At 73.0% G+C, this 13,361-nt stretch carries 14 protein-coding genes; all 14 read left to right on the top strand.

The features are described from left to right. Positions 1–148 precede the first annotated feature (148 nt). The 14 genes from OHS71_RS03970 to hypF all read left to right on the top strand — a co-directional run bounded on the left by OHS71_RS03970 (position 149) and on the right by hypF (position 13,352). Positions 149–463: a DUF6400 family protein gene (locus tag OHS71_RS03970; protein ID WP_328476838.1), complete on the top strand. Its 315-nt coding sequence runs from the start codon at positions 149–151 to the stop codon at positions 461–463. After that, the gene (locus OHS71_RS03965) at positions 450–707 is read left to right on the top strand and encodes a hypothetical protein (protein ID WP_328476836.1); all 258 of its coding nucleotides are present in this window, start codon (positions 450–452) and stop codon (positions 705–707) included. The genes OHS71_RS03970 and OHS71_RS03965 overlap by 14 nt, the downstream gene beginning before the upstream one ends. 205 nt (positions 708–912) lie before the next feature. Next, on the top strand, positions 913–2,655 hold the full coding sequence (locus OHS71_RS03960; RefSeq protein ID WP_328476834.1) for a hydrogenase maturation protein: 1,743 nt from the start codon (positions 913–915) through the stop codon (positions 2,653–2,655). A gap of 102 nt (positions 2,656–2,757) precedes the next feature. After that, positions 2,758–3,846: a hydrogenase expression protein HypE gene (locus tag OHS71_RS03955; protein WP_328476832.1), complete on the top strand. Its 1,089-nt coding sequence runs from the start codon at positions 2,758–2,760 to the stop codon at positions 3,844–3,846. Between the two features lie 81 nt (positions 3,847–3,927). After that, positions 3,928–5,709: a nickel-dependent hydrogenase large subunit gene (locus OHS71_RS03950; protein ID WP_328476830.1), complete on the top strand. Its 1,782-nt coding sequence runs from the start codon at positions 3,928–3,930 to the stop codon at positions 5,707–5,709. Next, positions 5,706–6,239 (top strand): hypothetical protein, encoded by a 534-nt coding sequence (locus OHS71_RS03945; protein WP_328476828.1) that lies wholly within the window; start codon positions 5,706–5,708, stop codon positions 6,237–6,239. Before OHS71_RS03950 ends, OHS71_RS03945 begins: the two co-directional genes overlap by 4 nt. After that, complete coding sequence (locus OHS71_RS03940) at positions 6,236–6,877, top strand: DUF5947 family protein (RefSeq protein ID WP_328476826.1); 642 nt, start codon at positions 6,236–6,238, stop codon at positions 6,875–6,877. Before OHS71_RS03945 ends, OHS71_RS03940 begins: the two co-directional genes overlap by 4 nt. Further along, positions 6,874–7,566 (top strand): DUF6084 family protein, encoded by a 693-nt coding sequence (locus tag OHS71_RS03935; protein ID WP_328476824.1) that lies wholly within the window; start codon positions 6,874–6,876, stop codon positions 7,564–7,566. The genes OHS71_RS03940 and OHS71_RS03935 overlap by 4 nt, the downstream gene beginning before the upstream one ends. After that, positions 7,563–8,996, top strand: a complete 1,434-nt coding sequence (locus OHS71_RS03930; RefSeq protein WP_328476822.1) for a hypothetical protein — start codon at positions 7,563–7,565, stop codon at positions 8,994–8,996. Before OHS71_RS03935 ends, OHS71_RS03930 begins: the two co-directional genes overlap by 4 nt. Then, entirely contained in the window at positions 8,993–9,544 is a 552-nt protein-coding gene (locus tag OHS71_RS03925; protein ID WP_328476820.1) for a hydrogenase maturation protease, read from the top strand. The genes OHS71_RS03930 and OHS71_RS03925 overlap by 4 nt, the downstream gene beginning before the upstream one ends. A 17-nt stretch (positions 9,545–9,561) precedes the next feature. Continuing rightward, the gene (locus OHS71_RS41265; RefSeq protein WP_443046843.1) at positions 9,562–9,666 is read left to right on the top strand and encodes a DUF6893 family small protein; all 105 of its coding nucleotides are present in this window, start codon (positions 9,562–9,564) and stop codon (positions 9,664–9,666) included. Between the two features lie 144 nt (positions 9,667–9,810). After that, positions 9,811–10,209 (top strand): hydrogenase maturation nickel metallochaperone HypA/HybF, encoded by a 399-nt coding sequence (locus OHS71_RS03920; protein ID WP_328476818.1) that lies wholly within the window; start codon positions 9,811–9,813, stop codon positions 10,207–10,209. A gap of 3 nt (positions 10,210–10,212) precedes the next feature. Next, entirely contained in the window at positions 10,213–10,977 is a 765-nt protein-coding gene (gene hypB / locus OHS71_RS03915) for a hydrogenase nickel incorporation protein HypB (protein ID WP_328476816.1), read from the top strand. Next, positions 10,974–13,352 (top strand): carbamoyltransferase HypF, encoded by a 2,379-nt coding sequence (hypF, locus tag OHS71_RS03910; protein ID WP_328476814.1) that lies wholly within the window; start codon positions 10,974–10,976, stop codon positions 13,350–13,352. Before hypB ends, hypF begins: the two co-directional genes overlap by 4 nt. Positions 13,353–13,361 lie beyond the last annotated feature (9 nt).

Below are 13,361 nucleotides of genomic sequence, written 5' to 3'. Positions count from 1 at the left end.
GCCGCAGGGAGACCCCTGCCCGCGGGCCGCCGCGGAGGAGATCACCGCCCGCTTCCGCGCCGCCGTGGGGATTGCCCGCGTACACCCCGCTGTGACTTCTCCCACGCGCTCTTGCCTGCGCGAGGAACGCTTACCTACGTTCGGGCGTATGGCCCCCGACGATCGCGCCTTCACCGGCGAACCGGACGAACCCGATACGGCGAGCGGGCCTGTCCCGGACAGGTCCGGCGCCCTCCCGCCGGCCGACTTCGCCATCGACCTCGGCGCGCACGAGATGCTCCGGCGCGCACACGTCCTGGACGCCCTCGGCACCGACTGGGACCCCGTCGCCGCCCTGCGCGGCGAGGAGGCCGCGTACGCGCTGCTGTACTCCGGCCTCGACGCCGAGCAGCAGCGCGTGTACGACGAACTGGTCTCGGCCGGGGTGCTTCCGAGCCGGGGCGGTGGCCATGCTGCCGCTTGACCCGCAGGCCGACGTCGGGCGCCGGGCCTGGGTGGCCTGCCCGAACTGTGACGACCGTCAGGGATGCGCCACCTGCGAACAGGGGCGGACCTGCTCCGAGCACTGGCGTTATCTGCTCGCCAACGCCGGCAGCCTGCTGCACCTCCAGTGCCGTTCGTGCACCCACATCTGGGCGCACGAGACCCACTTCGGCGCCACCCGCTCCCCGTGGGAGCGCATCACCAGCGGCCTGCGACGACGCTGAGCCCCGCCGACGGCTGACGGCGGCCCACCGCGTGCGGCGCCCCCGCGCACGCCGGTGTCGCCCGGAGCGGCGGAGGGTGAGGCCGGACGGCGGATCGAGGCCCGCTTTCGGATGATCCGACCGCCTGTCGGCGGGGACGGCGGCCGACGGGGGCCGAGGATCGCGGCGGCGGACATCCCTGCCGTCCGTCCGCCCGGAGGCAGCCGTGCACATCCTCATCCTGGCCAGCGCGTTCAACAGCCTGACCCAGCGCGTCCACGCCGAGCTGCGCGACCGCGGCCACCGGGTGGCACTGGAACTCGCCCTGCCCGGCCACTCCCTGCCCGGTGCCGTGCGGCGGCACGCACCGCAGCTGATCGTGGCGCCCATGCTCAGGACGGCGATCCCCGAGGAGGTCTGGACGGCGCACACCTGCCTCGTGGTGCATCCGGGACCCGTGGGGGACCGGGGGCCGTCCTCCCTGGACTGGGCGATCCACGAGGGCATCGAGGACTGGGGGGTCACCGTCCTCCAGGCCGACGCGGAGATGGACGCCGGCGACGTGTGGGCCACCGTGCCGTGCCGGCTTCCCCCGGTGTCCAAGAGCGAGCTGTACCGGGGTGAGATCGCCGACGCCGCGCTCGAGGCGGTCCTGCTCGCCGTGGAGCGCTTCGCCGGCGGAACCCACGTGCCGCGCAGGCAGGACACGGCGGGCGCCGCCGACGCACCCCTGCGCACCCGCCCGTATCTCGACCAGAGCGTCCGCCGGATCGACTGGGCCGAGGACTCCACCCGGACCGTCCTGCGCAAGCTGCGGGCGGCGGACTCGCAGCCCGGTGTCCTGGACACGCTGCTCGACGGCGAGTGGTACCTGCACGGCGGTCACCCCGAGAGCGTGCTGCGCGGCCGCCCGGGCGAACTGCTGGCGACCCGGACCGGGGCGGTCTGCCGGGCCACCAGCGACGGCGCCGTGTGGATTCCCGAACTGCGGCCCCGGCGCGCACCCGGCGGGCCCCCCACGTTCAAGCTGCCCGCCGTGTCGGCCCTGGGCGACCGGCTGCCGCCGCTGCCGGAGCACCCCGCGCCGTTCCCGCCCGGGCCGCGGTGCGACACCTGGACGGACATCCGCTACCGGGAGGACGGCGACGTGGGCTTCCTCGCGTTCTCCTTCCCCGGCGGCGCCATGAGCACCGACGGATGCCGACGGCTGCTGGACGCCTACCGGGAGGCCTGCGCGCGCCCCACCGCGGTACTGGTGCTGGGCGGCGAACGGGACTTCTTCTCCAACGGCATCCACCTCAACGTCATCGAGGCGGCCGACGACCCCGCAGCCGAGTCCTGGGCGAACATCAACGCCATCGACGACCTCGTCGAGGCGGTACTGACGACGACGGACCGGCTGGTGGTCTGCGCGCTCGCGGGCAACGCGGCGGCGGGCGGCGTGATGTTCGCCCTGGCGGCCGACGAGGTGTGGTGCCGCTCGGGCGCCGTGCTGAACCCGCACTACCGTCTGATGGGGCTGCACGGTTCGGAGTACTGGACCCACACCCTGCCGCGCCGGGTGGGCCACGAGAGTGCCGAACGGCTCATGCGTGAGGCCCTCCCGGTGAGCGCGGCGGGCGCGCTGCGCCTCGGGCTCGTCGACCGGGTGGTCGAGAGCGGGCCCGAGAGGTTCGCGGGGAAGGTCGCCGGCCTCGCGGCCATGCTGGCGGCGCTGCCGGCGACGGCGGCGCGGATCACCGCGAAGAAGACGGAGCTGGACCGGCTGGAGAGCGCGACGCCGCTGGCCGGCTTCCGCGAGCGGGAGCTCACCAGGATGCGCCGGACGTTCGACGACCCCGGCGCCCCGTACCACGCGCTGCGCCGTTCCTTCGTCCACAAGGAGCGGCCGTCGGGCACCCCGCCGCACCTCGGCACGGCAGCGGTTGCGCAACCGGGCCGGATCCCCACTCACGCCGACGTCACCTGATTGGCCCTGTTTGTCGTCCCGTCCCGGCCCGACGACTGATACGAAGATCTCCGAGGGTCTATTTGCGGGCCTTCATCCCTTACCTCCCCAGGAGGCGGTCCCATGACTGAGGCCACGCCGGACACGGTCCGCGCCGCGCAAGCCGGCAGCGTGCCCGCCGACGAGACACCCACGATCCACATTCTCTGGATCAACGCGGGGCTGAGCTGCGACGGCGACTCGGTCTCGTTGACGGCGGCCATGCAGCCCAGCATCGAGGAGATCGTGCTCGGTGTACTGCCAGGTCTGCCGAAGATCGCCGTCCACTGGCCGCTCATCGACTTCGAATGCGGTCCGGTCGGCGGCTCCGACACGTTCATCGAGTGGTTCTTCAAGGGGGAACGGGGCGAGATCGACCCCTTCGTGCTGGTCGTCGAGGGCTCCATCCCCAACGAGGCGATCAAGCCCGAGGGCTACTGGTGCGGCTTCGGCGACAACCCGGAGACCGGCCAGCCGATCACCACCAGCGAGTGGATCGACCGGCTCGCGCCGAAGGCCCTCGCGGTCGTCGCCATCGGCACCTGTGCGACCTACGGCGGCATCCACGCCATGGCGGGCAACCCGACCGGCGCCATGGGCGTGCCCGACTACCTGGGCTGGGACTGGAAGTCCCACGCCGGCATCCCCATCGTGTGCGTCCCCGGCTGTCCGATCCAGCCCGACAACTTCTCCGAGACGCTCACCTACCTGCTCTACCAGGCGTCCGGCGCCGCCCCGATGATCCCGCTGGACGACAAGCTGCGCCCGAGCTGGCTGTTCGGGGCCACCGTCCACGAGGGCTGCGACCGCGCGGGCTACTACGAACAGGGCCAGTTCGCCCTGTCGTACGACTCGCCGACGTGCCTGGTCAAGCTCGGCTGCTGGGGACCGGTCGTCAAGTGCAACGTGCCCAAGCGCGGCTGGATGAACGGCATCGGAGGCTGCCCCAACGTCGGCGGCATCTGCATCGCCTGCACCATGCCGGGCTTCCCCGACAAGTTCATGCCGTTCATGGACGAGCCCCCCGGCGCCAAGGTGTCGAGCGGCGCCAGCGGCGCCTACGGCGCCGTGGTCCGCAAGCTGCGTTCGATCACGGCGAAGACGGTGGACAAGGAGCCCAGGTGGCGCCGTACCGGAGAGAAGATCACCACCGGCTACCGGCCTCCCTGGTGACCTTCCGCCACGAGTGACCCGCTTCTGCTTCGTGCACCCCCCACACCCCAACCCCGCGCGACGAAGGGCACGGCAAAGACGATGGCAACGACGAAGGCGGCCGGAGACGGCAGCGGCCTGGTGGAGATGGCCTGGGACCCGATCACCCGGATCGTGGGCAGCCTGGGCATCCACACGAAGATCGACTTCAAGCAGAAGCGGGTCGCGGAGTGCTACAGCACGTCGTCGGTCTTCCGCGGCTACAGCGTCTTCATGCGGGGGAAGGACCCCCGTGACGCGCACTTCATCACCAGCCGCATCTGCGGGATCTGCGGCGACAACCACGCCACCTGCTCGGTGTACGCGCAGAACATGGCCTACGGGGTGAAGCCGCCGCACCTCGGCGAGTGGATCATCAACCTGGGCGAGTCCGCGGAGTACATGTTCGACCACAACATCTTCCAGGAGAACCTGGTGGGGGTCGACTACTGCGAAAAGATGGTCCGGGAGACCAACCCCGGCGTCCTCGAACTCGCCGAGCGCACCGAGGCCCCGCACGCGGCCGAGCACGGCTACCGCACCATCGCCGACATCATGCGCTCGCTGAACCCCCTCGAAGGGGAGTTCTACCGCGAGGCCCTCCAGGTCAGCCGCTACACCCGCGAGATGTTCTGTCTGATGGAGGGCCGCCATGTGCACCCCTCCACGCTCTACCCGGGCGGCGTCGGCACCATCGCCTCCGTGCAGCTGTTCACGGACTACCTGAGCCGCCTGATGCGCTACGTCGAGTTCATGAAGCGGGTCGTTCCCCTGCACGACGACCTGTTCGACTTCTTCTACGAGGCGCTGCCCGGCTACGAGGAGGTCGGCCGCCGCCGGGTCCTGCTCGGCTGCTGGGGTGCGCTCAACGACCCGGAGTACTGCGACTTCACCTACGCCAACATGACCGACTGGGGCCGGCGGATGTTCGTCACGCCCGGCATCGTCGTCGACGGCAAGCTCGTCACCAACGACCTCACCGAGATCAACCTCGGCATCCGCATCCTGCTGGGCAGCTCCTACTACGAGGACTGGCAGGGCCAGGAGCAGTTCGTCACCCACGACCCCCTCGGCAACCCCGTGGACCCGCGCCACCCGTGGAACCAGCACACCATCCCCGCCCCGCAGAAGCGGAACTTCGACGACAAGTACAGCTGGGTGATGTCCCCGCGCTGGTTCGACGGCAAGGACCACCTCGCCCTGGACACCGGGGGCGGCCCCATCGCCCGCCTGTGGTCGACCGCGCTGTCCGGGCTCGTCGACATCGGGTACGTCAAGGCCACCGGCCACAGCGTGGTCATCAACCTGCCCCGCACCATGACCAAGCCCGAGACCAGCTTCGAGTGGAAGATCCCGAAGTGGTCCAACGCGCTGGAGCGCAACCGGGCGCGCACCTACTTCCAGGCGTACGCCGCCGCCGTCGCCCTGCACTTCGCGGAGAAGGGCCTCGAGGAGGTCCGCGCCGGACGCACCCAGACCTGGGAGAAGTTCGAGGTCCCCGACGAAGGGCTCGGCGTCGGCTTCACCGAGGCGGTCCGCGGTGTCCTCTCCCACCACATGGTGATCCGCGACGGCAAGATCGCCAACTACCACCCCTATCCGCCCACCCCCTGGAACGCCAGCACCAGGGACAGCTTCGGCACGCCCGGCCCCTACGAGGACGCCGTGCAGAACACGCCGATCTTCGAGGAGAACACCCCGGAGAACTTCAAGGGCATCGACATCATGCGCGCCGTCCGCAGCTTCGACCCCTGTCTGCCCTGCGGCGTCCACATGTACGTCGGCGGCGGCAAGACGGTGAAGTCGATGCACGTGCCCACCGGCCTGAGCGGACTGGGCGGATGAGCGCCCCCGCGGCCGCGCGCCCCGTCGACGCGGAACGGACCGGACGCCGGGTCGAGGAAGTGCTGGACCGGCTGGCCACCGGCGGCGGCCCGGGTGCCGCGGAGGCGGCCGAGGAACTGGTCCGCGCCCTCATGGACTTCTACGGCGCCGGCCTGGCCCGCCTCCTCGACCTGCTGTCCGACGCCCCCGGCGACCCGGTGGCGGGCCTCGCCGGCGACGAACTGGTCGCGAGCCTCCTGGTCCTGCACGATCTGCACCCCGAGGACCGCGACACCCGTATCGCCCGGGCCCTCGACAGCGTCCGCCAACATGCCCTCGAAGTCGTCGGCTTCGACGAGGAGAGCGGCGCCCTGACGCTGCGGGCCCAGGAGAGCGGCGGCTGCGGATGCGGTTCCGGGCCGGGCGCCCGGGAGGCCGCGCAGGCAGCCCTCGCCTGCTTCGCGCCGGAGGTCAGGACCGTCGACGTGGAGACGACCCCCGCGGGTCCCACGCTGCTCCAGATCGGCACCGCACCGACGGGGGCCCGATGACGGCGTCCCCGGCGACGCGCCCGCCCGGCCTGCGCAGGTTCCTCGCCGAGCGGCCCGCGCGGCCCGAGCGGTGCGAACTGTGCGCGGCGCCGGTGGAGGCGGACCACCGGCATCTCGTCGACACCGACAAGCGCGCCCTGGTCTGCGCGTGCACCCCCTGCGCGCTGCTGATGGAACAGCCGGGAGCCGCCGCGGGCCGCTTCCGCACGGTCCCCGCCCGCTACCTCACCGACCCCGGCCACCGCCTCGACGAGAGCGCGTGGGAGGCGTTGCAGATCCCCGTCGGCGTCGCCTTCCTCTTCCGCAACGCGGCGCTCGACCGGCTGGTCGCCCTCTACCCGAGCCCGGCCGGAGCCACCGAGAGCGAACTCGATCCGGCGACCTGGACGGCGGCCCTCGGCGGCAGCCGTCTCGCCGAACTGCTCGAACCCGACGTGGAGGCCCTGCTGCTGCGCCGTACCGACGGCCACTTCGAGTGCCACCTCGTACCGATCGACGTCTGCTACGAACTCGTCGGCCGGATGCGCCTGCTGTGGCAGGGCTTCGACGGCGGGGCCGAAGCCCGGGCGGCCCTGGACGCGGTCTTCGCGGACGTCTCACGACGCGGCCGGCCCGTGGAAGGGGCGGTGCGGTCGTGACGGAGTTGTCGTTCGCCTGCACCGGCGTCCGCGCCGACCGCTACGCCGCCGGACCGACGCTCGTCTTCCGGCTGCGCGTCACCGCCGCCGACGGCGCCCGCGTGCACGCACTCGCCCTGCGCTGCCAGATCCGTGTCGAACCCGCCCGCCGCGGCTACGCGAGCGCCGAGGCCGACGGGCTCGCGGACCTCTTCGGCGAACGCTCCCGCTGGGGCAGCACCCTCAAGCCGGTTCAGTTCGCCCAGGTCTCACTGATGGTTCCCGGCTTCACGGGCGAGACCGAGGCCGACCTCGTCGTGCCCTGCACCTACGACATGGACGTCGCGGCGACCCGCTACCTCGACGCCCTCACCGACGGCGAAGTCCCGCTGCTGATGCTGTTCTCGGGGACCGCCTTCACCGGGGACGGCGGTTTCCAGGTGGAGCCGGTGCCGTGGGACCGGGAGGCGGCCTACCGGATGCCGGTCGCCACCTGGCGGGAGATGGTCGAGCAGCACTTCCCCGGATGCGGCTGGATCCGGCTGCCCCGCGACACCATGGAAGCCCTCCTCGCCTACCGCTCCCGGCGCGCGCTGCCCTCCTGGGAGGCGACCGTCCGGTCCCTGCTCGACGACGGCGCCGCCGCGGACCCGCCCCGGGCCGATCCGCTGCGCGCGCTCACCGGTACCACCGGAAGGACGGATCCGTGACCGTGACCGCGTTCGCCTCCGAGACGGAGGAGCGGTTCGCCCTCGCCCGGCAGGTGGCCGACGCCGTCCTCTTCGAGGGCTATGTGCTCTACCCCTACCGTGCCTCGGCCGCCAAGAACAGGCTGCGCTGGCAGTTCGGGGTGCTGGTGCCGCCCGGCTGGGGCGCCGACTGCGAGGAGCACGACTTCCAGCACACCGAACTCCTGATGGAACCGAAGGCGGACGCGACGCTCTCGGTCGAGGTGCGGTTCCTGCACGCCCGGCGGCGCACGGTGCAGCGGGTCCGCCCGGACGGCGGCTTCGAGACCGTGCCCGAACTCCGCCTCGACGACCGGGTGCTGGTGCCCTGGGACGAGGGGAACGAGGAGCGCGTCGAGGTGGTCGCCGCCATGGACGAGCTCCTCGGCGAGGGTGTCACCCGTCCCTTCCGGCTCCCCGCCCGCCAGGACACCGCACCCGTCCTGGACGCGGCCGGACGCACCGTCGGCCGGCTCCAGCGGCGGTGCGAGGAGATCAGCGGGACGATCCGGCTGTCCGCCCGCGAACTCGACGGTCCCTACCGGACCGTGCGGCTGACCGCCGTCGTGGAGAACACCAGCGCCTGGACACCGTCCGACGGCCGTGACGCCGGCCGGGACGCGGCGCTGCCCCACTCCCTGGTCGCCACCCACCTCCTCATGGCCCTCAGCGCCGGATCCTTCCTGTCGATGACCGATCCCCCCGAGTGGGCCAGGGGCGCGGTCGCCGCCTGCCGCAACCTGCACACCTGGCCCGTACTGGCCGGCGAGCCCGGCAGCGCCGACCTCGTGCTGTCCTCGCCGATCATCCTGGAGGACCATCCGGCCATCGCACCGGAGAGCCCCGGGGCGCTCTACGACGCCACCGAGATCGACGAGATCCTCGCGCTGCGCACCGCGGCCCTCACCGACGAGGAGAAACGCGAGGCCCGGGGTACCGACGACCGCGCGGCCGCCGTGATCGACCTGGCGGACTCGATGCCGGCCGAGGTGCTGGAGCGCCTGCACGGAGCGGTGCGCAGCCTGCGCGAGGTGACCGGCCCCGGCATCGCCGCCGCCCCGGACGGCGGCTTCCCCGACGAGTACGGGGTGCAGCGGCCGGACACCCCCTGGTGGGACCCCGCGAGCGAGGCGGGCTTCGACCCGGCGCGGGACCACGTGGTCGTGGACGGGCGGACGGTCGCCAAGGGCAGCCGCGTCGAACTGCGCCCGGGCCTGCGCCGCACCGACGCGCAGGACATCTTCCTGCGCGGCCGCACCGCGAAGGTCGAGGCGGTGCTGCACGACGTCGACGGCGGCGTGCACCTGGCGGTCACGGTCGAGGGCGACCCGGGCGCCGACATCCGCCGCGAACAGGGGCGGTTCCTGTACTTCCAGCCCGACGAGATCACCCCGCTGGAGGACGGCGCATGAACCCGTCCCCCCCGGCAGGACCGAGGACGCTCGTCGCGGGCATCGGCAACATCTTCCTCGGGGACGACGCCTTCGGCGTGGAGACCGCCCGGCTGCTCGCCGGACGCGAACTGCCCGCATCCGTCGAGGTCGTGGACGTCGGCGTGCGCGGAGTGCATCTCGCCTACCGGCTCCTGGACGGCTTCGACACGCTCGTCCTGGTGGACGCCACGGCACGCGGCGCGGCCCCCGGCACCCTGTACGTCATCGAACACGAGGCCGGTGGCGGGAGCCCGCCGGCCGGCACGCCCGCGCTGGACGGCCACCGGATGACCCCGGACGCCGTGCTCGCGCTGCTGGGCACCCTGTGCGCCGGGACCGGCGGCGAGCCGCCCCGCCGCGTCCTGGTCGTCGGATGCGAACCGGCCTCGGTGGAGGAGGGCATCGGCCTCAGCGCGCCGGTGTCCGCGGCCGTGCCGGAGGCCGTCCGGCTGATCGAGGAACTGCTGACCGACGGGGAACCGGACGCGCCCGCCCCACGGGCCGCGGCCGGTGGGATCCCGACATGAGGAGTGAGGAGAGACACATGAAGAAGATCGTCCTCTGTGGAGCGGCCCTGGCGGCCGTGGTCGCCCTCGGCGTAGGGGTGCTTCCCGACCTCAGGCGCTACCTGCGCATCCGACGGATGTGAACCACGGGCGCCGCCGACGGGCCGCGGTTGCGTCGAACGGCGTACCCGCCGGCCCGTGACGGCGTGCCGGGCCCCGCGACCCGGCGGCCCGCGCCTTCAATGAAGCCCGACCGGAGCCAGGCCGCCACACGAGGACGGGGACCCATGCACGAGATGTCCGTCGCCCTGGCCGTCGTCGACCAGGTGGCAGAGGCCGCCGAGCGGGCCGGCGAGGTCACCGCGGTGCGATCGGTACGGCTCCAGGTCGGCGAGCTGGCCGGCGTCGTACCCGACGCCCTCGCCTTCAGCTTCGAACTGGCCTGCGCCGGAACGCTGCTGGAAGGCGCCGAACTGATCACCGAGCAGGTGCCGGGACAGGCCCGGTGCACGCCCTGCGCACACGAATGGGCCGTCGGCATGCCGCCCCGGCTGACCTGCCCCGTCTGCGACGGGACGAACACCGAGCTGCTCGCGGGCCGAGAGCTGCGGATCACCGCCGTGCAGTGGGAGACCGGCGACCGAGCGCCCGCCTCCACCCGCCGACCGATTCCCGAGGAGTGCTGAACCATGTGCCGTGTCGTCGACCTGCGGCAGGCCGTGCTCGCCAAGAACGACACGAGTGCCCAAGCGCTGCGCACCCGTCTCGCGGCACACGGCACGACCGTGGTCAATCTGCTGTCCAGTCCGGGCAGCGGCAAGACCGCCCTGCTGGAGAGCGAGCTGCTGCGGGCACGCGAGCGCGCGGTGCCCGTCGCCGCGCTGACCGCCGATCTCGCCACCGAGAACGACGCGACCCGGCTGGCCCGGTCGGGCGCCCCCGTCAAGCAGGTGCTCACCGACGGACTGTGTCATCTGGAGGCGGGGATGCTCGCCGGACACCTGGACGGGTGGCTCCCCGACGGCACCCGTCTGCTCTTCGTGGAGAACGTGGGCAACCTGGTCTGTCCCGCCTCCTACGACCTCGGAGAGACCCTCAGGGTCGTCCTCGCCTCGGTCGCCGAGGGCGAGGACAAGCCGCTCAAGTACCCCACCGCGTTCGGTCTCGCCCACCTGGTGGTGGTCACCAAGACCGACATCGCGGAGGCCGTGGAGTTCGACGAGATCACCTTCCGCGCCAACGTGCAGCAGGTCAACCCCGGTGTCGAGGTGGTCATGACCTCGGCCCGCCGGGGCAAGGGCGTGGGCGCGCTGCTCGACCGCGCACTCGCCGCAGCGGAGGGCGCGCCGCTGCACGCGCCGGTGATGGCCGGCCGGCCGGACGTGGGGCACGGCCACCCGCACATCCATGCCGGTGAGAGCGACGCCGGTGGTCTGGCACCCACCCGCCCGTGAGCGCTCCGCCGCCGGCCGTCGCCGAGAACCGTCCGCTGCGCCGCCGGGTCATCGTCCGGGGCGTGGTGCAGGGCGTGGGATTCCGCCCCTACCTGTACGGCCTCGCCACCGAACTCGCCCTGGCCGGACATGTGACCAACACGGTGGAGGGCGTCGTCGTGGAGGTCGAGGGCAGCGCCTCGGCCGTGGCCCTGTTCTGCGACCGGATCGCCGCCCAGGCACCCCCGCTGGCCCACGTCGAGTCGGTGGACCACCGGGAGCTGCCTCCCGCCGGCGGCACGGCCTTCACCATCCTCGCCTCCCGTGCCGAAGGACCGGCCCGCACCCTGGTCTCCCCGGACTCCGCGACCTGCGCCGACTGCCTCGCCGAGCTGGCCGACCCGGCGGACCGGCGCCACCGTCACCCGTTCGTCAACTGCACACACTGCGGCCCGCGCTTCACGATCGTCACCGGCGTGCCGTACGACCGGGCCCACACCACCATGGCCGGCTTCGCGATGTGTCCAGACTGCGCCCGCGAGTACGCCGACCCGGCCGACCGGCGTTTCCACGCGCAGCCGGTCGCCTGCCCGGCCTGCGGGCCCCGGCTGAGGCTGCTCGTCGCCCGGGAGCGGGGTCCCGCGAGCGTGGAGGAGGCGGACCCGGTCACGCGTGCGCGGGCACTGCTGACCCGGGGCGCCGTCCTGGCCGTGAAGGGCCTGGGCGGCTACCACCTGGCCTGCGACGCCACGAACCCGACTGCGGTCGCCCTCCTGCGGGAGCGCAAGGCGCGCGGGGACAAACCGTTCGCCGTCATGGCCAGAACCGCCGACGACGTCCGTCACCTCGTCCGGCTCGGTCCCGAGGAGCGGACCCTGCTCGAAGGGCGGGCCAGGCCGGTCGTCCTGCTGAGACGGCGGCCGCATCCGGCGTGCACGGCCGGGGAACCGCGGCCCGCCGAGGCCGTCGCGCCCGGCAGCCCCGACCTCGGCGTGCTGCTGCCCTACACGCCCCTGCACCATCTGCTGCTCGGCCTGCCCGGCGACCCGGAAGGCCCCCGGCTGCTCGTCATGACCAGCGGCAACGTGTCCGGTGAACCGATCGTCACCGACGACACGGAGGCGCTGGAGCGGCTCGCACACCTGGCCGACGCCTGGCTCACGCACGACCGGCCGATCCAGGTCCCGTGCGACGACTCCGTGGTCCGCGTCTGTGACGGGGAACCGCTGGTGATCCGCCGTTCCCGCGGCTACGCCCCGCTGCCGGTCCCGCTCCCGTTGCCCGTGCGGCCGGCGCTCGCCGTCGGCGGCGACCTGAAGAACGTGTTCTGCCTGGGGGCGGGCCGTCGGGCCTGGCTGTCGGCGCACATCGGAGACATGGACGACGTCGGCACGCAGCGGGCCTTCGAGCGCGCGGTGGCACAGCTGGAGTCCCTCACCGGGGTGCGGCCCGAGGCGCTGGCCGCCGACCGGCATCCCGGCTACCGGTCCGCCGGGTGGGCCGACCGCAACGCGGCGGACCGGCCCGTCGTACGCGTCCAGCACCATCACGCGCACATCGCCGCCGCGATGGCCGAGCACGGTCTCGACGGCACCCGGGCGGTGATCGGCGTCGCCTTCGACGGCACGGGACACGGCGACGACGGGGCCGTCTGGGGCGGGGAGTTCCTGCTCGCGGACTACGACCGCTTCACCCGGTTCGGGCACCTCGCGTACGTCCCGCTGCCCGGCGGCGACGCCGCGGTGCGCCGGCCGTACCGCATGGCGCTGGCCCACCTGCGGGCGGCCGGGATCGACCGGTCTGCCGACCTGCCCTGTACGGCCGCCTGCCCGCCCGACGAACTGCGCGTACTGGAAAAGCAGTTGGAGCGGGGCCTGCACTGTGTCCCCACATCCAGCATGGGCCGTCTGTTCGACGCCGTGTCCTCTCTCGCCGGGGTGTGCCATCGCGCCGGGTACGAGGCGCAGGCGGCCGTCGAGCTGGAGGGCGCCGCACTGCGCGCACCCGCCGGGGACACCACCGCCTACGCCTTCGCCCTGCGCACGGCGCAGGAGAACGGCGGCGCAGCCGTACGGGCCGATCCGGCGCCGGTCCTGGCGGCGGTCGTCGCCGACCTGCGGGCGGGCGTCGCGCCGGCCCTGATCGCCGCTCGCTTCCACCGGGCGGTGACCGGCCTGGTGCACCGGATCTGCACGCGGGCCCGGGAGCGGCACGGACTGGACACGGTCGCCCTGACCGGCGGTGTGTTCGCCAACACGCTGCTGTCCTGCGCCTGTGCCGCCGCCCTGCGTGAGGACGGCTTCACGGTCCTGCGGCACCGGCTGGTGCCACCGGGCGACGGCGGCCTGGCACTGGGCCAGCTGATGGTGGCCGCACGGGCCACCCCCACCGACTGAGCAACGCGC

Source organism: Streptomyces sp. NBC_00377 (genome assembly GCF_036075115.1).
Taxonomy (GTDB): Bacteria; Actinomycetota; Actinomycetes; order Streptomycetales; family Streptomycetaceae; genus Streptomyces.
This window is presented reverse-complemented; position numbering and strand designations above follow the sequence as displayed.